Genomic DNA, 21,439 nt, shown 5'->3' on the forward strand with positions numbered 1-21,439 from the left:
AAAACCCCGCCCGACGACGTCGGGCGGGGTTTTTCTTTGGCGGGGTCGCCTGAGAAGCCTTAGTTGACCTGGTTGATGATGGTCTCGGCGACTTCACGCATGCTCAGGCGGCGATCCATGGAGGTCTTCTGGATCCAGCGGAAGGCCTCGGGTTCCGTGAGGCCCATCTTGGTGGTCAGCAGCGACTTGGCGCGCTCCACCAGCTTGCGGGTGGCGAACTGCTCCTTGAGGTCGCTGACCTCTTCCTCGAGGGCCTTGATTTCCTCGTGGCGGGACAGTGCAATCTCGATCGCGGGAATCAGGTCAGCGGGAGTGAAGGGCTTGACCACATAGGCCATGGCTCCAGCCTCGCGGGCGCGTTCAACCAGTTCCTTCTGGCTGAAGGCGGTCAGCAGGACAACCGGCGCGATGCGGGCCTTGACGATCTGTTCAGCTGCCGTGATGCCGTCCATGACGGGCATCTTGACGTCCATCAGGACCAGATCGGGCTTCAACTCGGTGGCAAGGGCAACGGCCTTCTCGCCGTTGTCGGCTTCACCAACGACGTCGTATCCCTCACCGGTGAGGATTTCCACGATGTCGAGGCGGATCAGCGTCTCATCTTCGGCGACAATGACGCGCCGCGCCGGCGTGTTGGACGGGGCGGGCTCGGTGGACTCAGACACAGGTGCTCCTCAGAATGCGTTTGACTGCCGTGTGCGAACTGACAGTTCACACAAATAGCCTATCCGCATGTAGAGTAGATTCGCGCCCAACACGGAATGTGAACTTTGTGATTCACACCGCAGGGCTGGCCCGAATGGCGGAATTGGCAGACGCGCTGCACTCAAAATGCAGTATCGAGAGGTGTGTGGGTTCGAGTCCCACTTCGGGCACCAAAGGAAATCGTCCAGACATCGTTTCCGGATGAGTCGCGACATAGGTGACACCCCGGTCTTCGGACCGGGGTGTTTTCTATTGTCCGGGTTGATGGCCGCTGACCCGGTTGTCGGCTGTGTTCCCGGATTCCGCCGGCTGCACCCTGATCAGCCCCCACATACCCTGGGTAACTGCCCACCGGAACACCCCGCTGCGGTAGGCGTGGTCACCTGGATCCGCGGCGTGGACCGTTAGGTCGCTGGTGGTGCCCGCAGTGAGTCCGGACAGCGAGTCCGTCCACGGCCCCTTGCTAACCCAGGGTGCGAACCGCCAGGCCAGCCCGTGGAGGGTGAAGGTGTGGTTGCGCGGTTTGTCGGCGGCACAGACCAGACGGACCCACAGGTCATCCCCGGGTGCGGCGGTAAACGTTGGTGTCGGTGGGTTTTCCACTGCCAGGCGTTCAGAGGTGTTCACCAGAGCCGCACGGTAGTTGATGCCCTTCTGGCCGGCGTCCTCCGGATCGTCTCCCGGTACGATGTCGCGGACCGGCAGATCGGGATCGCCGGCGATGAAGTGTCGGAGTCCATCCTGGAAGAAAATAACCATTTCCCGCGCAACCGGGTTCCCGTCTCGGTCGACAATGTTGGCAGCAGGTCCCCACCAGTTCCCCTCAGGGGCACAGTCGGCCGGCTCGACCACCAGGGCCCCGACGAGGCCATGGTGGCGGTGGTTGCGGATATCGCCCATGTCATGCAGGTAGCAGACCTGTCCCGGCCCCTTGGAATGGTTGTCCGGAGCGAGCGCTTTATCCGCATACCACCAGTACTCGCGCCAATTGACCTGGGCGTGGTCGGCGGTGTGATCCTTCCGCTCTTCGACCTGACCGCCCTCGCGGTGGCTGTCATGGTCCTCGTCGATATTCAGTGCGGAGACCGTGCTGTCGTGGTTGTGGCCGACGTAGGACCCGTCATCGCTGACTACGTCGAAGCGGAGCAGCCCCGGGTGCAGCGACACCCGGGGACTGACAACCCTCTCGTCCGGGTAGCCCAACTCGTCGACGTGCTCGATGGGCAGCCGCGGCGGACTGATCTCGGGACCAAAGTCCGGCAGCTGCAGCAGCCCTTCCCGGTCAGGGTCGTCGCCCTCAAGCAGCACCTCGTTGACCAGGGTTAGCCGGATCCATTCTCCCGGATGCGCACGCAGGACCAGGGGCTGCCCGGAAGCATCCACGTTCACTCCCCGCCGGTTGTCCGTCGGCTTGCCTTCCTCATCGAGTTCCCTGCGCCAGCCGTCTGCGTGGGCGTAAATCAGGCCCCAGGGATCAGTGAGCGCGTGCCCGGAATACAGGTGCTCCGTTCGCCGGGCTGCCACCGTGTACTCACGGACCGCAACAGGGTTGTTGTGCGCGTCCACCCACTTGCCCTTGACCAACGTCGGGCGCGGCGGGGTGGGCCTGGTGGCCTTGATGCCTTCCTGCACCTGCAGATGGCTGAGCCCCGCCCGGGGCAGCGGATGCAGGACGGCAAGATTTTGCTCGCTGGGCGCCAGCGCACGCACCAGTCCCCAGCAGCCCAGCCAAAGATCATCCATGGCCGCGAAAGCCCAGAGATGGTCCCCAATGCCGTAGCTGCTGTCGGCAGCAGGATTGATGTCCAGGGTGAAGGCCTCGGATATGCCCACCGTCTGCTGGTTGACTAGCGGCGAGGCAGAGTTGTGCCATTCCTTGCGCCAACGCAGGCCGTGCAGCGTAAAGCTGTGTTGCTCCTCATGCGAGCCCTGGATGAGACGAAGACGCAGCCGTTCACCGGGATAGCTGTTGATGATTTCGGTGTCCGGGTCACCGCGGTCCCGGGCAGGGCGGCCGGGTGCGGGTACCGGTTCAGGTTCGACGGCGATTTCCTCCTCGTCTATGCCGGCCACTGCAGCTACCGCCTCTTCATTAGCGCCGCGGCTGGAGCTGAACCACTCCGAGGGAGCGTCGCCGCGGAACCTCAGCGGGGCGTTCCGGTAGTTCACGCCCATTGCCCCGGGATCATCGTCGCCGCCAAGCTCATGTGGCCTGTTCAGCGGAGCGCCGTCGGCACGGTAGAGAGGAATGAAGTCCCCGATCGCAAGGCACGCCTCCCGGTAAGGAGGCAGCTCTGAGTCTTCCGGCGGCCGGATAACGGCCTGCTGTCCTGTCCAGGCGGCTGTGGTTTGGTCGGGCAGATACCACCGCGATCGCTGGGGCTCTGCAATGAGTGCGGCAAACAAACCGTGCTTCTGACGGTAATTGGCCAGCAGGTGGTCGTGAAAGAAACAGGGGCCAAACTCCTCATCAACCACCCATCGGTGCCGGCCGACGTTGCGCGGAGGAAAGCCCGGCTCGTTGGTTCCCACAGCTTCCCGGGAACTGGCTCCGGAAAGATAGTTCCAGCCGGTGGCGGATCCGTCGGCGGCCAGCACATCAAACTTGACCAGATGGACATGCAGCCCGCACTCCACCGGCAGTGTTGCCAGGTCAAAATCGTCTGCCGGAAAAGAGCCGAGTTCGTTGTAGAAATTCAGTTCGACAATGTCGCCGTGGTTGGCCCGGGGGAAAAACGGTTCGGGGCGGAACGGTGGAGTTTGTTCAGGCGGTTTCAGGCGGGCTTTGTCAACTACGGTGCCGTCAGCCGCAAGTGTGGCTACCTGTACGCCGGTGATTCGGTAATGATGGGCGCGGCGGTCGTGCCAGCCATCACTGTTGTACTCTGCGTTTGAGGATCGGACCTCGACGTCGTAGGTGAGTATCCGCTGCTCGGGCAGCTCTGCGGTGTTGTTCCACTTGCGCGCCCGGGTGTCGAGGTCGACGAACAGGGCTCCCGGGCGCGGGTGTGCGATGCACCCTGGATCGAAAGCTGCAAACTCTTTCGCAGAGTGCATCGGCATCCGCAGCAGCTGCCGCCTGCCTCCCAGGTCCTGGCGTCGCAGTGCCGGCGGAGGCGGAGATTTCTGTGGGAAAACCGCATCCATAAACCAGGGGAATCCCGGCTGTTTGTTGGTTGACGGCGGAGGTATTCGTCCGGGGAGGGGTTTGAGTGCCGGACACGGGGTGCCATCGGGGTATGCGCGGTGCCCGTCGACAAGCCGATCAAAGCTGCGCCAAAGACCCCACATGCCGTGGTGAAAGTGCGGGTAGAGATGGCAATGCCAGATCACGTCACCGATGGCCTTCTGCCGGCTGCCGGAGCCGTACAACGGGTCAATTGTTTGGGCGGTTTGCGGGCCAATGGTGATTGAGTCCAGCAGCTGGGAGCCGCGGTGCCGGCCGTTCTTCCACACCGACGGGGGCGCGGTGTCGGCGGGAACAGCCCGCCACTGGTGGACGTGAAGGTGGAAGACGTGGGTTTCCTTGACTCCGGCGTGGACCAGGCGAATCCGTGCCGGGTCCCCGCGGTACGCGCGAAGGATTGGAGTAACCGGCTCGCCGAACAGCCAGGAGCTGTGGTGCTGTTCTTCTCCCGCCACCCGTTCCAGGAAAGTCCCGTCGGCATCCCGGGCGATCCAGAACACCTCGTTCAGCTCCTCATCGAGTTCGATTTTCACTGCGGCAAAGTCGATGCCCTCCTGACCGGGATCAGGTTCAAGTGATGTGGCCTCTGCGTAGCGGCGCATCTTGTGCGGCAGCCTGTTGGGCATTGGCTCGGCCCGGTAGGACAGCGGCATTACTGTGTGTTCACCCGTCAGGTGGTAGCCGCTGTGGATCTCCGGTTCGTCATGCAGGAAGACGGTGAACTCCCGGAAGCTGCGCGGGACATTGTCCAGATGGAAGTCCACGAACTCCTGATGCTTCGGATCGAGTTTCCCGTTTCCTTTATGCGGGTGCTCGTTGGGCGGGATGACATCGACGTACATTCCGTCATCAACAGTGTCCCCGGTTTCCGGATCCTTCCACGTGTACCCCGGTGGCTCTACCACCAATGCACCGAAGAGTCCGTGCACATTGGTCCCCTGTTCGGTGCCGCGAACATCACCGAGATCATTGATGGGCCAGACCCCCTCGTGATCCGCGCGCCAATAGTAGGTCCGCGGATCCTCACCGAATGGTACGGTGCTGTCAGGGTTTCCACCGACGTGGGCGCCGTCGCCGAAACGCACGCCGCTGTCATATGCCCCGTCTGAGTCCACGCCGCCAAGGCCCTCTCCCTGCAGATGCAGTCCTACCCGGCGGCCTTTGATCTCATTCTTCAACCGAACCTGCAGGGTCTCCCCGGCACAGGCCCGCAGTACCAGCGGGCGGACCAGCGGGATTGGTTTGAGCGGGTTGAAGCGGTCATAGGGCGGTGCGTGTTCGTCGGTGGCCTGCGCGCTTCGGTGATCGTTGAGCATCAGCTGCCGGACCCGCCGCGGGGGCAAATTGCCGGCCGGGAGGGAGGCTGCCATGAGGTCAAAGGCGTTGTCTACCGCTGCGAGCCTGACAGCGATGGCCGCGTCAACGCTCTTGAGGGCCTGCTGCCAGGAAAGCCGCCACTCCCTGAGTTTCAGCGGGTCTGCAACAAGCGTGGTGATCTGCCCGCGCGTGAGCTCCTTCAGGGCCAAACGAAGTTCCTCGACCGTGGCCAGATAATTTTGCCGGACAGCTCTCCGCCGGGGGTCCAGATCTTCTCCCCGGGTTTCATCGTCCTCCCCGCCAGCTTCCTCCGTATCTCCGCCCAGCTCGGCCAGCAGGTCGCGGTCCCCGGCATTGCCGCCGGCCAGCCTGGTCCGCATCCGGCTGAACCTGTCCAAGCCGTCAACCACCAATTGGATGAGCTGCCGCCGGCGGTGCAGGCGCGGCAGCAGGTTGTCATCCTTCTCCCATTGCTCCGAAAAGAACTGCAGCAGCGGTTTGTACTTCTGCAGGGTGAAGAGCATTCCGTTGGGATCATGATCTCCGTCCTTGGTGTAGACGATCGGCAGTGACATCGCTACGACGTTGTAAGTCCGGGTAGTCAGCATTTGGGGCACCTCACAAAGGTCAAGTAGTGGCAACCGGCAGTGCCCGGAGTGCAACCAGCACCCCAAACAGGAGCAGGGCGAATCCCGCCGGGATAACCAGCCGCCGGCCCCAGGAGACAAGGCGTTCAGCGGCCATGACGACCGTCAGCATCACCATGACTGGCAAAGCCGCTGCGCCGACCGCCAGAGAAACTGCCATCAGGGCCCAGCAACAGCCAACGCAGGACACTGCATAAGAGCTGCTGAGCGTGATCATTTCCACAGCTGGACTCCGGCGGCCGCTCCAATGCGCAAGGGCGAAACTGCGGGGACTTCTGCACGCACGGAGGCAGGCCTGCTTCAGGGGGGAGAACTGATAGAGGCCCGCGGCAACAAGCACACCGCCGGTAATGAACGGAGCCGCCTGATCTGCCCAGGATTGCTGCTGGACTACGGCATGCAACGCAGCGTCTCCGCCGAGCATGAGCGCACCAACGGCCACCCAAACGGCAACGAACGCTACGACCCCGAGAATCAGGAGCGACAGGCCTTGGCGTTGCTGAGCCGTAAGGTTTCGCATTGTCTGCACCAGGGGGAGTGCCGGAGGCAGCATCATGGCCAGGATCATCAGGAACCAGCCGCTGAGCACCAGCAGCATCACCGAATACAGCTGGGACCCACCGGTGTGGGTCCCATGGCCTGCAGGATCGTGGCCGGCCCCGTCAGGCAGGAGGGCACCCAGTGCGTGGTGATCCAGTGAGGTGCCGTGCGTGAAGGCAATGGTGACCCAGGCGGCGGCAGCCAGGGCCAGGATCGTCAGGGTTAGCGTCCGTTCAGTGATTCTGCGCGGAGGGCGGCTGAGACTACCCGCGAGATTCGTCATCGGAGTCACTGCCTGAATCATTGAAGGTATAGAAGAAAGACCCCCGCATCCCGGAGCGGCCTTCCACGGTCAAGGTGCCCGCAGGCAGCGCACCCACGTTGACAGCGAAGCTGTGTCCCTGCTGGGCGGTGACGGCGGGTTGCCCGGCAGGAACTCCGAGCTCTTTATCGAGGGCAGTGTGTTGCAGGGTTAGCGGGTCTGGCCCTTCGTCGAACATTTTCGGTTCACCGGTAGCCAGGATCACCGGAACGTCCGGGTTGCCGGTGTGGACGAGCACCTGCCAACGCCCGTCGTCGGCCGGGTCTACGGAAATAGTGGCCCGTTCGCTTCCAAGGACCACTCCGCTGACCGCAGCCAGTCCCTTCAGTGGTCCGCCGATCCGCCCGCTGAAGACCTCAGTCAGCTCCCGGAACTGACTCTCGCTGGCTTCGTGATCGATATACAGCATGCTGGTGGTGTTGGTGCTGGCACGGCGGTTACCCGAGTGGCTGGAGACACTGACGATCCGGCGGCCGGCAATGTCGATTCCATTGAGTTTCCCGCCGTCGATGTCCCAGGCAATAAGTCCGGTGCAGTGGCCACCGACCGGATCATCGTCAACCCAGCACGGACAGATCACCGTACAGTCGCAGGCCTCAATGAAGGTGCCGAAAAGCGTATAGCTCATGACTTGCCTCGGTTCAGAAAAGGCTGAATAGCGTCAGTTCACACCGGTCACGGCCCGACTGGTCGATCCGCCGAGGGCGGAGGAAACGGTCACGGTGGCAGGGGGAGCGGTGATGCCGGGGATGGGCCCCGGAGGGTTGTCGGTCAAGTCGTCACCCGAAACGGTGAGGACCGGCGCGGCAACGGCGTCGGAGGAGACGGCGGTGACCGTCAATGTTTGCGTCAACGGGTCGTAGCTGGCACTGCTGACATCTACGGCGTCAGTCACGGTTCCGGTGACTGTGCTGGGAGGCACATCACCGGCATTGGTGACCGTTACCGAAGGTGGCACTGTTGTTCCGGTATTGACCCGGGCGTAGTAGCTGCCGCCGTTGCCGTTGAGCGCGGTATCGGGTACTCCTGCCCCGCTAACGGTCACGGTCTGGCCGGGCTCCGAGTCGACAAAGACGTCCAGTGCGACATTTCCGGCCGCGTCGCGGGTGTAGGCGGCCCGGTCGAGCCCAACTCCCACAACAGTAGCCAGCCGTCCCTGGACGGTGAAGAGATTGGTAAATGCCTTGTTGGGGTTTCCCGGGTCAGCGGGATCCCGGGGTCCGTTCCCTTCGGAAATGTTGGTGCCTGTAATGCGGACAAAGTTTGTTCCGAACGGGCTGCCGGTGATCGTATGTGCAAGAGCCCCATCACCCAGGTACCCCGCAGGGGGATCCGGTTCACCGGGTCCCTTGGCCGCGCCGGACGTCCATTTCAGGAACGGCGCTACGTTCCCGGACAGGGCATCGTCGAACCGCAGGGGTGCCACGCCGATGTCCTCGGTGACAAAAACCCGCCCCCGATCGTCCGCCGTTAGTTCTCCGGACTGTCCAAACGGATGGGTGACCTCGTACACGCCAAAAGGCACGCCGTCATCGATACGGATCCGTATCCGGGCGAAGACGATCTGCTGCCCGTCGACCACTGCCCCGGTGCCGCCGAAGGTCGCCTCCAACGCCAGAACCACCCTGGCCCGGCCGCGGCGCACCCCGCCCCCGGTGACCATCCGGGCCTCCGCCAGCCAGTAAAAGGATTCGTCCGGCAGGGTGGGGGGAGCGCCGGGGCGGGTGGAGATGAAGTTTTCATCGATCCCCACTGCGGGAGTGTTGAGGTCATCGGCGGACAGCGCCTGGTCAAGCCGAATTCCCGCCGCATCTTTGTACCACAGCGGGAAGCCCGTCTTCGGGTTGGCGGGACCCACAGAAACCAAACGTTCGGGATTCTCCAGCATGTCAGTCCCTCCTGACATCGACCACACACTTGAAGCCGTCCGCCTGCGGGTTCGCGCGTCTCCAAGGGGCCGGCGCTTCGCCAAGCGCGTGCGGGTGTAGAAAACGCTAGTACTTTGAGGCATCAAAGTCATCATCGATCTGAATCAATTTCTGCCGAGCCTGGCTGGGTTTCATCTCTGCGCCTGACAGTGCGAGGTATGACAGGACAAACGGCGCCCGCTGGGCTGACCTAGCCTACCTGAACACCTGTGTGGCTGCGCCGGTAGTCAGTGATGCTGCCCTCGGGAGCGGTTGGATCGGCCGATTCTGTCGAAGACATTGACAGGACAAAGTTTGGGGGACAGGATGTGCATGTGACTGCGGTCATGCTTTAGCCAATAAGGGCGGCCGCGCCGTCCCCAGCGGAAAGGCCGGCGGACACAGTGCCTCACGAAGTGCTCACCATTGGACGGATCAGCGTTGACATCTACCCGCAGGACATTGGGGTGGATCTGGCGGATGTCACCTCCTTTGCCAAGTACCTTGGCGGATCACCATCCAACGTTGCGGTCGCTGCGGCCCGGCACGGGCGCAGGGCCGCCGTCATCACCCGGACCGGCGACGACCCGTTCGGAAAATACCTGCACCGGGAACTGTTGAGGTTCGGCGTCGACGACAGCTATGTCACTGCCGTTCCGGAGCTGCAAACCCCCGTGACCTTTTGCGCGATCATGCCGCCGGAGGACTTCCCCCTGTATTTTTACGGCCGGTTTCCAACGGCGCCTGATCTGCAGATCACGGCCGAAGAGCTGGACATGGACGCCGTCCGGCAGGCAGGTATCTTTTGGTCCACGGTGACAGGCCTGAGCCAGGAATCCAGTCGGGGAGCGCATTTAGCCGCCCACCGTGCCCGGCCGAGGCAGGCGCTGGGACCGGAACAGCACACGGTCCTGGATCTGGACTACCGGCCGATGTTCTGGTCCGGCGAGGATGAAGCCAGAGAAGAAATCCACCGCATCCTTCCGTACGTCACGGTGGCGGTGGGTAATACCAAGGAATGCTCGGTGGCGGTGGGAGCAGGAACGCCCGAAGAGCAGGCTGACAGGCTGCTGGCCGAAGGTGTTGCGCTAGCGGTGGTCAAACTCGGGGCTGACGGCGTCTTGGCAAAGACCCCAACCGAGTGCGTGATCTCTCCGCCCGTTCCGATGGAGACGGTGAACGGGCTTGGAGCCGGAGACGCCTTTGGCGGCGCGTTGTGCCACGGGCTGCTGGCGCGGTGGCCCCTGGCCGTAGTGCTGGAATACGCCAACGCAGCAGGTGCGCTGGTGGCGTCGCGGATCTCCTGCGCGGATGCCATGCCCACGCCCACGGAAGTTCGCGAGCTGCTGACCGAACGCGGCCGGATGGTGCCGGAACTTCTGGAGGCAACCACGTGAACGGCTTCGATGACAACCCGCGACGCTACGAGCACCTGACCCGCCTTCGGCTGGAGGACCCCGGGGCCGTCAGCCGCGCGGCTGCCGAACGCCGTCCCCACCCCGGACCACAGCTGGGGAAACAGAACTTTATTGTTGCAGCCGATCATCCGGCCCGCGGCGCCCTCGCCGTAGGCAAGCGGTCCATGGCGATGGCAGACCGCCATGATCTTCTGGACCGGCTGCAATCCGCCCTGGCCCATCCGGCCGTGGACGGTGTGCTGGCCACTGCCGACATCATGGATGACCTGCTCCTACTGGGTGCTTTGGATGGGAAGCTGCTGTTCGGCTCCATGAACCGGGGCGGGCTGGCCGGTTCCGTCAATGAACCCGACGACCGGTTCACGGGCCACACCGCAGCCGCGCTGCAGTCGCTGGGCGCCACCGGGGGCAAAATGCTCGTCCGCATCTGCCTGGGAGACCCGGCAACGGTCAGCACGCTGGAATCAGCAGCGAAAACCATCGATGCCCTCGCGGAGCGGCACCTGGTGGCGATGGTGGAACCGTTCATGTCCGTGTGGGATCACGGGCGCCTGCGCAACGACCTGACCGCCGACGCCGTCATCACCTCTATTGCCATCGCTTCCGGACTGGGTTCCACCAGCGCCTACACCTGGCTGAAGCTGCCCGTGGTCCCCGAGATGGAGCGGATTCTGGCAGCCACCACCATGCCCGCTGTCCTGCTCGGCGGAGACCCGTCCGGGTCCCCGCAGGACACCTTCAACCGCTGGCAGGCGGCCTTGGAACTGCCCGGCGTCCAGGGCCTGACCGTAGGCCGAACCCTGCTGTACCCCAAAAGCGGTGACGTCGGCGAGGCCGTGGCCGCGGCGGCCTCGCTGCTCAACAACCACCCGGCCCGGAACTTTGTCCCCGAACAGGAAGTGCCTGCACCATGAAAACGCGCAGCATGACGGTGGCCCAGGCAGTGGTCGAGTTCCTGGGCAAACAGTACGTTGTGGACAGCATTGGGGGTGTGGACTACCGCGAGCGCCTGATCCCCGGCATCTTCGGCATCTTTGGCCACGGCAACGTTGCCGGGGTGGGCCAGGCATTAAAACAGGAGCAGGTCCGGGACCCGGATGTGATGCCCTATTACCAGGGGCGTAATGAACAGGCGATGGTGCATCAGGCGGTGGGATACGCCCGGCACGCACGCCGGCGCGCCACCTATGCCGTGACCAGCTCCATTGGGCCGGGAGCCACCAACATGCTCACCGGGGCGGCCGTGGCCACCACCAACCGGCTGCCCGTGCTGCTGCTCCCGGCAGACACCTTCGCCACCCGGGCGGCGGATCCCGTGCTGCAGCAGCTGGAGCGTCCGGACGCTTACGACATCACCGTCAATGACGCCTTCCGCCCGCTGTCCCGGTACTTTGACCGGGTGGTCCGGCCGGAACAGCTCTATTCGGCCTTCCTCAACGGTCTGCGGGTCCTTACGGATCCTGCCGACACCGGTGCGGTCACCATTTCGCTGCCCCAGGATGTCCAGGCCGAACCACTCGACGTGCCCGCAGAATTCCTCGCGGAGCGGGAATGGCGCATCCGCCGCCCCGAGCCCGACGAGGATGACATCCTCCGCGCCGCCCAGCTGATCCGCTCAGCCCGGCGTCCGCTGATCATCGCGGGAGGCGGAGTGCTGTACGCGTTCGCCACCGCTCAGCTGGCACGGCTGGCCGAACTTACGGGCATACCGGTTGCCTACACCCAGGCCGGCGTCGGCTCGCTGCCCTGGGACGCGCCGTATTGCCTCGGCGCCGTCGGTTCCACCGGCACGACGGCGGCCAACGCCGTCGCACACGATGCGGACCTGATCATTGGCATCGGCACCCGCTATGAGGACTTCACCACGGCCTCGCGCACGGCTTTCCAGGATCCGGACGTGAAGTTCGTGAACATCAACGTGGCACCGCTGGACGCGTACAAGCTGGGCACCGCGCTGCCAATCGTGGCTGATGCCCGCAAGGCGCTGCTTCGACTGACGGAGGCCCTGTCCGGTTACCGCGTTGGTGCGGACCTGGAGCAGCTGGTGGCAGCGGAAAGGCAGCGCTGGAACGCCACTGTGGACGAGGTTTTCGACACCCGGCATGTTCCGCTGCCCAGCCAAAACGAAATCATCGGCGCCGTTCGCCGCGCTACCGCCGCACGCGACGTCGTCGTCTGCGCTGCCGGATCCCTGCCCGGCGACCTGCACAAAATGTGGCGCATTGCCGACCCCTTCGGCTACCACGTGGAATATGCCTTCTCCACCATGGGCTATGAAATCCCGGGCGGACTGGGAGTAAAACGCGCCGCCATTGACGAGGCACGCCGTGCCGGGAACGGCGAGGCGCCGCGCGACGTCGTCGTCATGGTGGGTGACGGCTCCTACCTGATGATGCACACCGAACTGGTCACCGCCGTAGCCGAAGGCATCAAGCTCATTACCGTCCTGATCCAGAACCACGGATACGCCTCCATCGGGGCGCTGTCCGAGTCGCTGGGCTCGCAGCGGTTCGGCACCCGTTACCGGACGCTGGATCCCGTGCACCGAACCTTCGACGACGGCGATTTGCTGCCCGTTGATCTTGCGGCAAATGCGCAATCACTGGGCGTCCGCGTCATCCGGGTGGAGCCCGGTGACAATGCAGTGGCCGATCTGGAGACGGCCGTCGCCAAGGCCAAGGCCGAACCCGAGGGCAGCGGGCCGGTGCTGATTCACGTCGAGTCCAATCCGCTGATCGATGCTCCCGATTCCGAATCCTGGTGGGACGTTCCCGTAGCCGGCGCCTCCGAGCTGGAGTCCACCCGGGATGCCCGCAGCACCTACCTCCGGCACAAGGCCACACAGAAACCGTTGATCGGTGACGCAAGGACAGGACCGGCACATGACTGAGAACAAGCTCACCATCGGAACCGCACCGGATTCCTGGGGCGTCTGGTTCGCCCAGGACCCCCGGCAAACCCCATGGCAGCGTTTCCTGGACGAAGCGGCCGAAGCCGGTTACCGGTGGATCGAACTGGGACCGTACGGCTACCTGCCTTCCGATCCGGTCCGGCTGGCGGATGAGCTGGGGCAGCGCGGCCTGCAGGTCTCCGCCGGAACCGTCTTCACGGCCTTTCACCGCGGCGCCGATCAGTGGGAGGAAGCGGAGGAGCCGGCCCGCCGCGTCGCCGAACTCACGGCGGCCATGGGCGGGCGGCACATGGTGGTGATTCCGGCGATGTGGCGCGACGACGTAACCGGAGAAGCGATCGAGAGTTCCGACCTTTCGCCGGAACAGCTCCAGGACCTGTTTCTCGGCCACAACCGGCTGGGAAAGGTGCTCGCCGAGGATTACGGACTGCAGCAGCAGTTCCACCCGCACGCCGACTCGCACGTATGTGCGCAGCCGGACATTGAACGCTTCCTGCAGGAAACCGATCCCGCACTGGTGTCCCTGTGCCTGGACACCGGACATGCGCAGTACGGAGATGCGGACAGCGTGGAGCTGATGACCACCTACCCGGAGCGCATCGGCTACCTGCACCTGAAACAGGTGGATCCGCAGGTCCTGGACACGGTCCGCCGGGAGAACCTGACCTGGGCAGCGGCAAACCGGGCCGGGGTCATGAGTGAACCACCGGGGGGACTGCCTGATCTGTCCCGGGTCATCGCGGCGGCCGAGGAACTGAACCGGCCGCTGTTCGGGATCGTGGAGCAGGACATGTACCCGGTGGCCAATCTGGACGTACCCCTGCCAATCGCCCGCCGGACCCGCAACTACCTGCTCTCCTGCGGTTCACGGACGCGCGTTTCCTAGCTGCCGCCTTTCCCAACTTCCGCAACCAGCTCCGCAAGGATCACCTAAGGAGGCTCCTATGAGCCGGAATCTCAGCGTTGCCGTCATCGGTGCCGGACGCATGGGCGTTGATCATATTCAGCGCCTGGCCCGGCGCACCCACGGGGCGGAGGTAAGCGCCGTCGTCGACATCGATCCTGCCCGGGCCGCCGCCGCAGCCGTCGGTATTCCCGGTGCCGCTGCCCTGGCCGACATCCGCGCAGCGCTGGAGGACCCGCGCACGGACGCTGTGCTGATCGCAACGCCCGGCTTTCTGCATGAAGACGCACTGCACGCCGCGCTCGCACGGGACATCCCCATCCTCTGCGAAAAACCCCTGACCCCGGACTCGGTGTCGGCCTGGCGGGTGCTGCAGGCGGAGGAGAAGCTGGGCCGCAAACGCATCCAGGTGGGCTTCATGCGCCGCTATGACGCCGAGTATGCGCATCTGGCCGAGCTGATCCGCAGCGGAGAACTGGGCGAGCTGCTGATGCTGCACCACCAGCACCGCAACCCCGCCACACCGCCCGGATTCAGCAACGAAATGCTGATCAACGACTCCGTGGTGCACGAGTTTGACGCCGTCCGGTTCTTTAGCGCGGAAGAGATTACCTCGGTGCGGGTGCGCAGCGGCAAGACCACCCGCAACGCCCCGGCGGGCATGAGTGACCCGCAGCAGGTGCTGATGGAAACAACCTCGGGGGTGCTGGCCGACGTGGAGATCTATGTCAATGCCCAGTACGGCTACGAGGTGGGCACCCAGGCGGTGTTCGAGCAGGGAGTAGTGCGGATCGGAAACGACGCCGGCCCGTACCTGAGCGCCCGCGGACGCTGGGGCGGCACCGTCCTGCCGGGGTTTGCCGAGCGGTTCAGCGCCGCCTACGACCGCGAAATCCAGTCCTGGGTGGACGCTGCGCTGCAGGGGGATATCGGCGGGCCCAGCGCCTGGGACGGATACGCGGCGGCGGCCTGCTGCGAAGCCGGCGTCGAAGCGCAGAAAACCGGCCGTACGGTTGCCGTCGAGCTTCACGAAAAGCCCCTGCTGTACCAGAGCTGACCACGGCGCCGGTGCGGTGCAGTGCACTGCGTTGCCAGCGAAAGAGGAGTGCGAACAATGAAGATTGCCCTGGACCCAACGCCGTTCCATCACAGCCACTCGCTGCTGGAGTTTCCGCAGCTCGCCGCGGATTTGGGATACGAATACCTGCAGCTCACCCCGCATCCTGATTTCCTGCCGTTCTTTACCCATCCCAAAGCTGACGACGCCCTGGTAGCCGACCTGAAAAAGGCCTGCGCCGAAGCAGGAGTTGAGATTGCCTCGATCCTGCCGGTGTTGCGGTGGTCCTCGCCTGACGAAAATCTCCGCGAGAGTGCGGTGCGCTACTGGAAGCGGGCCGTGCAGATCGCCGTTGACCTCGGCACCGTGCAGCTGAACACAGAATTTGGCGGACGCCCGGAACAACCGGAAGAATCCGAGGCCGCTTTCTACCGCTCCATGGAGGAGCTGGTGCCGGTCTTTGAGCGCGAGGGACTCCACGTGGCCATAGATCCCCACCCCGATGACTTCGTTGAGGAAGGCCTGGCCGCATGGCGGGTGATCCGGGGTGTCAATTCGCCAAATCTCGGTTTTGTCTTTGTCGCTGCTCATTCTTTTCATCTGGCGGACGCACCGGGTGACATTCTGGCCGCCGTGGGGGAGCAGCTGCGGGTTGTCCATATGGCGGACACCATGAACCACCGCGCATCGCACGGCCTGCGCTACATCACCAATCCGCCGGGCAATACCGTCCGGGTGCACCAGCACCTGAAGATCGGTGACGGAGACGTGGACTGGCAGGAGCTTTTCGAGGCCCTGTCCGGCAACGGATTCCTGGACCGCACGGAATCCGTCATGGTCTCCAGCGTCTTCGCTGAAGATGAAAACGCCCACGAAGTATCCCGCTACCAGCTCACCACCATGATGGACATGATCCGCGGACGCGGGGATGCCCCGGAACGGACGGAGGACAAGCAATGAGCGCGACCAACCAGCCCGAACGGGGCATCAGTCCTGAGCAGGAACCCGGGCGCATCAGGGATCGCGGCCAGTCCCCGGACGCCGGGATGAAACCCAACAAGGCGCTCAAACGCATCACCGCGGTCAGTACGCTGGGCGGCCTGCTGTTTGGCTATGACACAGGCGTCATCAACGGAGCGCTGCCCTTCATGGAGGACGATCTGGGCCTGACGCCGCTGACCACCGGGCTGGTCACCAGTTCGCTGCTTGTCGGTGCTGCCTTCGGTGCGCTGTCCGGCGGCCGTCTCGGGGACCGCTATGGCCGCCGGCGCCTGATCATGGGATTGGCCGCCGTGTTCCTGCTGGGAACCATCGGAGTGTCGCTGGCACCGAACGTTGCAGTCATGGTGGCTTTCCGTTTCATTCTTGGCCTGGCAGTGGGCGGAGCCTCGGCCATGGTGCCGGTGTTCCTGGCGGAAATGGCTCCGGCCCACCTGCGCGGACAGATGGTGACCCGGAACGAGCTGATGATCGTCAGCGGCCAGCTGCTCGCCTTCGTGACCAACGCGGTACTTGGCAATGTCTGGGCTGAGGAGACGCACATCTGGCGGTGGATGCTGGTGCTCGCGACCCTGCCCGCCATCGGACTGTGGATCGGGATGCTCCGGGTACCGGAGAGCCCGCGCTGGCTCGCCTCGATCGGGAGCTTCCCCGAGGCCTTCGAAGTGCTCAAGAAGATCCGGACCGCGGCGGTGGCACGGAAGGAAATTGACGACGTCCGGGCGCTGGCGCGTGAGGACTATGAGGCGAAGAAGGGATCCTTCAAGGATTTGCGGGTGCCGTGGATGCGGCACATATTCTTCATCGGCGTAGGGGTGGCGATCTGCCAGCAGATCACCGGCGTGAACTCGATCATGTATTACGGGACCGAGATCCTGAAGCAGTCCGGATTCGGCACCCAGGCCGCACTGACAGCAAACATCGCCAACGGTGTGATCTCCGTCCTGGCAACCTTCGCGGGGATCTGGCTGCTCGGCAGGGTCGGCAGGCGCCCAATGCTGATGGTCGGCCAGATTGGAACCATTACCGCACTGTCCCTGATCGGTCTCTTTTCGCTGCTGCTGCCCGAGGGCACCGGGCGCGGCTTCGTGATCCTGGCGCTGACCGTCACCTTCCTCGCATTCCAGCAAGGTGCCATTTCACCGGTCACATGGCTGATGCTCTCGGAGATCTTCCCGCTGAAGATCCGCGGGCTGGGGATGGGCAGCACCGCCTTCATCCTCTGGATGGTCAATTTTGCCGTAGGTTTCAGCTTTCCCATGCTCACGGCGGGCCTTGGAATCTCCGGCACGTTCTTCCTGTTCGCCGGACTCGGTGTGTTTGCCGTGCTCTTCGTCAAGGCGTATCTGCCCGAAACACGCGGCAAGTCACTGGAGGAACTGGAGGAGCAGTTCCACGCCAGGGATGCCGCAGCCCTTCGCCGGCCAGGTCCGGCGCGGGCCGCGGCGGTCGGGTAGGTGTACTCAGGAGGTGAACGGGAGCCGCGGGTCCATCGGCTGTCCGTCCCAGGTTTTCCGGATCCAGCCGTGGTGCGGATCGTCACTGATCAGCCACTCCCGCACCCGGCCGGGACCGGCCATAATGTTGAGGTAGTAGAGGTCATATCCCGGGGCTGCCATAGCCGGGCCGTGCCAGCCGTAGGGGACGAGCACAACATCGCCGCTGCGGACTTCGGCCTTTACATCGATCGGCCTGTCATCAGAGGCGTACACCCGCGCATAGCCCACCGCGTCAACGTCCTCCGGAACCGGCGAACCCGCAGCAGGCCGCGTTTCAAAGTAGTAGATCTCCTCCAGGGACGTCTCCCCGTCTTTCTCCTCGTCATGCTTGTGCGGGGGATAGGAAGACCAGTTGCCGGCAGGGGTGAGGACTTCGCAGACAATGAAGCGGTCCGCTTCCAGCGCGGCCGGGGTGCCGAAGTTGTGGACCTGCCGTGAACAGGTTCCCGATCCCCGCAGCTCCACCGGGGTTTCCTCCGCCGTGACCAGCCGCACCGGATAACTCTCGTGCGCCGGGGCCAGGGCCACAGCAACCTTGCCGCCGTTGTCCGAGGAGACAGTCAGCGGCGTCCGGACCCCTGAATAGAGGACATCGGTGGCGCCGGCAAAGACCGAGTTCCTGCCCCGCAGCGGATACGCGGTTCCGTCAACCAGGACCGTAAATGCTCCCACAAGCGGGATGACCAACCGCTCTTCATCCGCTGCCGGCAGCGACACCGATTCCCCGGGCGCCAGTTCCGTGACCTTTAGGCCGGTGTGTGACCATCCCGGAATCCTGGCGGCGCTGTCTGTTGCTCCCAGCGAAACCTGCCACCCGCCGTCGGCGGCCGAACCCAGCGGATGGACCCAAGGTGCTTCCGACATTCGAATCTCTTTCCCGGGGGTGCACCCCTAGCGCTGAACCAGTGTCATCTCGAAGCTGTAGGAATCGGCACGATACACGTGGCGTCCGGTTTCGATGTTGCGTCCGGAATCGTCCACTGCGGTGCGTTCCATGGTTACCAATGCGTCACCGGTGGCGATGTCCAGCAGCTCCGCCTGCCGTTTGTCGGCAACGGCGGCACCGATGCGCTGGGTTGCCAGCCTAAAGTTCACTCCGGCATCCCGCAGGAGCTGGTAGAGGCCCTGCTCCCGGAGGGCTCCCTCGGTGATTTCCGTGATGTCATCGCGCACCCAGTTCTCCATGAGTGCCAGCGGCTTGCCGCCGACGGTGCGCAGCCGAGAGAAGTGGTAGGTGCGCACGCCCTTGGGTAGTTCCAGCGTCTCTGCGACGGCCCGTGCGGTCTGGCCGTGCCGGAAGTCGAGTACCGCGGTGGCGGGTTTTTGTCCGGACCCCTGCAGATCATCGAACAGGCTGGTCAACTCCAGATGGCGGCGAACCTGGTTTGATACCACCTGAGTGCCAACACCGCGCTTGCGGACGAGCAGCCCGGCACGGACCAATTCGTCCATTGCCTTGCGCATAGTGGGCCGGGACAGGTTCAGCTTGCCGGCCAGGTCAATCTCGTTGTCCAGCTTGGAGCCGAATTCCAGGACGCCGCTGTGGATGGCTGCTTCAATTCCCTGCACCACTTGGTGGTACAGGGGCACGGGGGAGGACCGGTCAATCGGAATATTGAGCTCCGGACTCATTGCTGCACCTCCGTAGTTTTCCCGTGCTGCACCGCACCATGTAAGGACAAAAACGTTTGCTGTCGAGTGTAACAGCGGTCACTCCGCCGGAGGGATCGCTCACCAATTCTCGCGAATCTGGTTCCTGACAAGCGCTTCAGGTAAGGGGGATATGTCCTGACAAATGATTGACATGGTCATGCTTGTCGATATATTGGACTTCCAAGTGCCGAAGCGGGGCGGCGCCCCTCCGGCTGCCGGCTGCTGGCTACTGGGCCGGGCCGTGAAGACAAAGGAGACTTTAATGTCACTCAATTTTTCCCTGCGCAAACTGGCGGCATCGGTGCTGCTGGTTCCTGCGCTGGCCCTGGCAGGATGTTCCAGTTCCGGCGGGAGGACCCCCGAAGCGGACAGTGATAACGCAGGTGCCGTTGCCGGCACTGACCGCATCAAGATTGCCCTGATTACCCACGCGGGTCCAGGGGACACCTTCTGGGACATCGTGCGCAAGGGTGCTGAAGAGGCTTCGGCGAAGGACAATGTTGAGCTTCTGTACAGCTCGGATCCTGAAGGCGGCCGGCAGGCCCAGCTGATTGAGCAGGCCGTGGAGCAGGGCGTGGACGGCATTGCCGTCACCTTGGCGAAGCCGGATGCCGTCGCATCAGCGCTCCAGAAGGCGGAAGCCGCCGGCATTCCGGTGGTGAGCCTGAACTCAGGGGAGGACCGATCTGTTGAACTCGGCGCCTTCACCCACTTTGGTTCCAATGAACAGCTCGCCGGAGAAGCGGTGGGGCAGCGGCTGGCGTCCGACGGGTATGCTCATCCGATCTGCGTGATCCATGAGCAGGGCAACGTGGGACACGAAGCCCGCTGCGCCGGTGTCAAGGCCAAGGTGCCGGGCACGGAAATCCTGTATGTCCAGGGAACCGACATGACCCAGGTCGAGTCCACCGTGACAGCCAAGCTGCAGGCAACAGCGGATGCCGACGTCGTCGTCGGCCTGGGTGCGCCGTATACGCTTACCATCCTGAAATCCGTGGAGTCTTCCGGCAGCGAGGCCAAGGTAGCCTCCTTCGACCTCAACCCCGACCTCGCCAAGCGGATTGCCGACGGGGAAATCATTTTCACGGTGGACCAGCAGCCCTGGCTTCAGGGCTACGGAGCGGTTGACGCGCTCTGGCAGAACTCCCGCGGAGGCTTCGAACTCGGAGGCGGTCAGCCGGTGCTCACCGGTCCCACCATCATCGATTCCTCGAACGCCGAACAGGTTGCGGTCTTTGCCGCTGACGGCATCCGCTGATGCGCTGGTCCGGACCGGGCACGATTGCGGCCCCGGACATGATGAAAGTGAAACCCCATGACGGCTAATACCATCACCCCCGCCGGTCCGGCCGCCGACGAGCGGGTTGCCTCCAAGAGCAGGATGGCGAAACTGCTGGGACGCCCGGAAATCGGGGCGCTGGTGGGTGCCATCGCCTTGTTTGCCTTCTTCTCAGTGGTTGCCCCGGTGTTCCTGCAGCCCGGTTCCATTGCCACCGTCCTGTACGGCGCCTCCACCATCGGCATCATGGCGGTGGGTGTCTCGCTGCTGATGATCGGCGGTGAGTTTGACCTGTCCACCGGTGTTGCCGTCATCAGCTCAGCCCTGACGGCATCACTTTTCAGCTGGTACTTTTCGACGAACGTATGGGTGGGTGTTGCGCTGGCGCTGGTGGTGTCGCTGGCCGTTGGCTTCATCAACGGGTGGATTCTGGTCAAGACCAAGCTCCCGTCCTTCATCGTCACCCTCGCAACCTTCCTCATGCTCACCGGGCTCAATCTGGGCCTGACCCGGGCCATCGGCGGAAGCGTATCTTCACCGTCCATCTCGACAATGGACGGTTTCGATTCCGCCAAGGCCGTGTTCGCCTCGTCCGTCACGCTGGGCGGAGTGGAGGTCCGGATCACCGTCTTTATCTGGATTGCCCTGGTTGCCGTGGCATCGTGGATCCTGCTGCGCACCCGAATGGGTAACTGGATTTTTGCATCCGGCGGTGATGACTACGCAGCCCGCGCCGTAGGTGTTCCCGTGGTGAAGACCAAGATCGGCCTCTTTATGGGTGTTGGCTTCTGCGCTTGGATCCTGGGCATGCATAACCTGTTCGCGTTTTCGACCGTGCAGTCCGGTGAAGGCATCGGCAACGAATTCCTCTACATCATTGCAGCCGTGATTGGCGGTTGCCTGCTGACGGGCGGTTACGGCTCTGCCATTGGCGGCGCCATCGGGGCGTTTATCTTCGGCATGGCCAACAAGGGCATTGTGTACGCGGAATGGAATCCGGACTGGTTCAAGTTCTTCCTGGGCCTCATGCTGCTGCTGGCCACCATGGTGAACATGGTGGTCAAGCGCCGGGCCGAACAAAGCTAGAGACGGAG

Annotated in this window: 16 protein-coding genes and 1 tRNA gene; 10 read left to right on the forward strand and 7 right to left on the reverse strand. The window is 63.8% G+C overall.

The genetic code is table 11. The features are described from left to right. Positions 1-59 precede the first annotated feature (59 nt). Entirely contained in the window at positions 60-665 is a 606-nt protein-coding gene (locus CXR03_RS08120; protein ID WP_104054501.1) for an ANTAR domain-containing response regulator, read from the reverse strand. A gap of 128 nt (positions 666-793) precedes the next feature. On the opposite strand from CXR03_RS08120, the gene CXR03_RS08125 reads away from it, so the two are divergent. Beyond that, positions 794-878: transfer RNA gene (locus CXR03_RS08125), tRNA-Leu, on the forward strand. Positions 879-954: 76 nt separating this feature from the next. Here CXR03_RS08125 and CXR03_RS18790 read toward each other — a convergent pair. From CXR03_RS18790 to CXR03_RS08145, 4 genes are read right to left on the reverse strand one after another with little or no spacing between them, the layout of a single operon-like run. Then, positions 955-5,817 carry a multicopper oxidase domain-containing protein gene (locus CXR03_RS18790; RefSeq protein ID WP_104103245.1) on the reverse strand — a complete coding sequence of 1,621 codons (4,863 nt, stop codon included), beginning with the start codon at positions 5,815-5,817 and terminating at the stop codon, positions 955-957. A gap of 19 nt (positions 5,818-5,836) precedes the next feature. Then, a complete protein-coding gene (locus CXR03_RS08135) occupies positions 5,837-6,679 on the reverse strand; it encodes a DUF2182 domain-containing protein (protein ID WP_181034527.1) in 843 nt (280 codons plus the stop codon). Further along, positions 6,660-7,346: a DUF1326 domain-containing protein gene (locus CXR03_RS08140; RefSeq protein ID WP_104103248.1), complete on the reverse strand. Its 687-nt coding sequence runs from the start codon at positions 7,344-7,346 to the stop codon at positions 6,660-6,662. The genes CXR03_RS08135 and CXR03_RS08140 overlap by 20 nt, the downstream gene beginning before the upstream one ends. Positions 7,347-7,379: 33 nt before the next feature. Then, the gene (locus tag CXR03_RS08145) at positions 7,380-8,606 is read right to left on the reverse strand and encodes a hypothetical protein (protein WP_104103250.1); all 1,227 of its coding nucleotides are present in this window, start codon (positions 8,604-8,606) and stop codon (positions 7,380-7,382) included. Positions 8,607-9,029: 423 nt separating this feature from the next. On the opposite strand from CXR03_RS08145, the gene iolC reads away from it, so the two are divergent. The 7 genes from iolC to CXR03_RS08180 are packed head-to-tail and all read left to right on the forward strand — an operon-like array spanning position 9,030 to position 17,371. Then, positions 9,030-10,022 carry a 5-dehydro-2-deoxygluconokinase gene (gene iolC / locus CXR03_RS08150; RefSeq protein ID WP_104103252.1) on the forward strand — a complete coding sequence of 331 codons (993 nt, stop codon included), beginning with the start codon at positions 9,030-9,032 and terminating at the stop codon, positions 10,020-10,022. Further along, complete coding sequence (locus tag CXR03_RS08155; RefSeq protein ID WP_104103253.1) at positions 10,019-10,957, forward strand: deoxyribose-phosphate aldolase; 939 nt, start codon at positions 10,019-10,021, stop codon at positions 10,955-10,957. Before iolC ends, CXR03_RS08155 begins: the two co-directional genes overlap by 4 nt. 11 nt (positions 10,958-10,968) lie before the next feature. Then, positions 10,969-12,933, forward strand: a complete 1,965-nt coding sequence (iolD, locus tag CXR03_RS08160; protein ID WP_104104046.1) for a 3D-(3,5/4)-trihydroxycyclohexane-1,2-dione acylhydrolase (decyclizing) — start codon at positions 10,969-10,971, stop codon at positions 12,931-12,933. Beyond that, positions 12,926-13,840 carry a sugar phosphate isomerase/epimerase gene (locus tag CXR03_RS08165; protein WP_104103255.1) on the forward strand — a complete coding sequence of 305 codons (915 nt, stop codon included), beginning with the start codon at positions 12,926-12,928 and terminating at the stop codon, positions 13,838-13,840. The genes iolD and CXR03_RS08165 overlap by 8 nt, the downstream gene beginning before the upstream one ends. Before the next feature lie 58 nt (positions 13,841-13,898). Further along, complete coding sequence (locus CXR03_RS08170; RefSeq protein ID WP_104103256.1) at positions 13,899-14,915, forward strand: Gfo/Idh/MocA family protein; 1,017 nt, start codon at positions 13,899-13,901, stop codon at positions 14,913-14,915. Positions 14,916-14,972: 57 nt separating this feature from the next. Continuing rightward, entirely contained in the window at positions 14,973-15,875 is a 903-nt protein-coding gene (locus CXR03_RS08175) for a sugar phosphate isomerase/epimerase family protein (protein WP_104103258.1), read from the forward strand. Next, a complete protein-coding gene (locus CXR03_RS08180; RefSeq protein WP_308470578.1) occupies positions 15,872-17,371 on the forward strand; it encodes a sugar porter family MFS transporter in 1,500 nt (499 codons plus the stop codon). Before CXR03_RS08175 ends, CXR03_RS08180 begins: the two co-directional genes overlap by 4 nt. Positions 17,372-17,377: 6 nt before the next feature. On the opposite strand, the gene iolB is transcribed toward CXR03_RS08180, so the two are convergent. Further along, a complete protein-coding gene (gene iolB, locus CXR03_RS08185; RefSeq protein ID WP_104103260.1) occupies positions 17,378-18,277 on the reverse strand; it encodes a 5-deoxy-glucuronate isomerase in 900 nt (299 codons plus the stop codon). 27 nt (positions 18,278-18,304) lie between these two features. Then, positions 18,305-19,045: a GntR family transcriptional regulator gene (locus CXR03_RS08190; RefSeq protein ID WP_104103262.1), complete on the reverse strand. Its 741-nt coding sequence runs from the start codon at positions 19,043-19,045 to the stop codon at positions 18,305-18,307. Between the two features lie 283 nt (positions 19,046-19,328). Here CXR03_RS08190 and CXR03_RS08195 point away from each other — a divergent pair, with 283 nt between their 5' ends. Both CXR03_RS08195 and CXR03_RS08200 read left to right on the forward strand, forming a co-directional pair. Then, complete coding sequence (locus tag CXR03_RS08195; protein ID WP_104103263.1) at positions 19,329-20,324, forward strand: substrate-binding domain-containing protein; 996 nt, start codon at positions 19,329-19,331, stop codon at positions 20,322-20,324. 57 nt (positions 20,325-20,381) lie between these two features. Then, positions 20,382-21,431 carry an ABC transporter permease gene (locus CXR03_RS08200; protein ID WP_104054491.1) on the forward strand — a complete coding sequence of 350 codons (1,050 nt, stop codon included), beginning with the start codon at positions 20,382-20,384 and terminating at the stop codon, positions 21,429-21,431. The last annotated feature ends 8 nt before the right edge of the window (positions 21,432-21,439 follow it).

Origin of the sequence: Arthrobacter sp. 08Y14, from assembly GCF_002929455.1 — a bacterium.
Taxonomy (GTDB): Bacteria; Actinomycetota; Actinomycetes; order Actinomycetales; family Micrococcaceae; genus Arthrobacter_B; species Arthrobacter_B sunyaminii.

What these genes read in the sequence shown, in the direction of transcription:
- CXR03_RS18790 (WP_104103245.1), bottom strand. Translation starts at nt 5,817, where the DNA reads ATGCTGACTACCCGGACTTACAACGTCGTAGCGATGTCACTGCCGATC.
- CXR03_RS08135 (WP_181034527.1), bottom strand. Translation starts at nt 6,679, where the DNA reads ATGACGAATCTCGCGGGTAGTCTCAGCCGCCCTCCGCGCAGAATCACT.
- CXR03_RS08140 (WP_104103248.1), bottom strand. Translation starts at nt 7,346, where the DNA reads ATGAGCTATACGCTTTTCGGCACCTTCATTGAGGCCTGCGACTGTACG.
- CXR03_RS08145 (WP_104103250.1), bottom strand. Translation starts at nt 8,606, where the DNA reads ATGCTGGAGAATCCCGAACGTTTGGTTTCTGTGGGTCCCGCCAACCCG.
- iolD (WP_104104046.1), top strand. Translation starts at nt 10,969, where the DNA reads ATGACGGTGGCCCAGGCAGTGGTCGAGTTCCTGGGCAAACAGTACGTT.
- CXR03_RS08165 (WP_104103255.1), top strand. Translation starts at nt 12,926, where the DNA reads ATGACTGAGAACAAGCTCACCATCGGAACCGCACCGGATTCCTGGGGC.
- CXR03_RS08170 (WP_104103256.1), top strand. Translation starts at nt 13,899, where the DNA reads ATGAGCCGGAATCTCAGCGTTGCCGTCATCGGTGCCGGACGCATGGGC.
- CXR03_RS08175 (WP_104103258.1), top strand. Translation starts at nt 14,973, where the DNA reads ATGAAGATTGCCCTGGACCCAACGCCGTTCCATCACAGCCACTCGCTG.
- CXR03_RS08180 (WP_308470578.1), top strand. Translation starts at nt 15,872, where the DNA reads ATGAGCGCGACCAACCAGCCCGAACGGGGCATCAGTCCTGAGCAGGAA.
- iolB (WP_104103260.1), bottom strand. Translation starts at nt 18,277, where the DNA reads ATGTCGGAAGCACCTTGGGTCCATCCGCTGGGTTCGGCCGCCGACGGC.
- CXR03_RS08190 (WP_104103262.1), bottom strand. Translation starts at nt 19,045, where the DNA reads ATGAGTCCGGAGCTCAATATTCCGATTGACCGGTCCTCCCCCGTGCCC.
- CXR03_RS08195 (WP_104103263.1), top strand. Translation starts at nt 19,329, where the DNA reads ATGTCACTCAATTTTTCCCTGCGCAAACTGGCGGCATCGGTGCTGCTG.
- CXR03_RS08200 (WP_104054491.1), top strand. Translation starts at nt 20,382, where the DNA reads ATGACGGCTAATACCATCACCCCCGCCGGTCCGGCCGCCGACGAGCGG.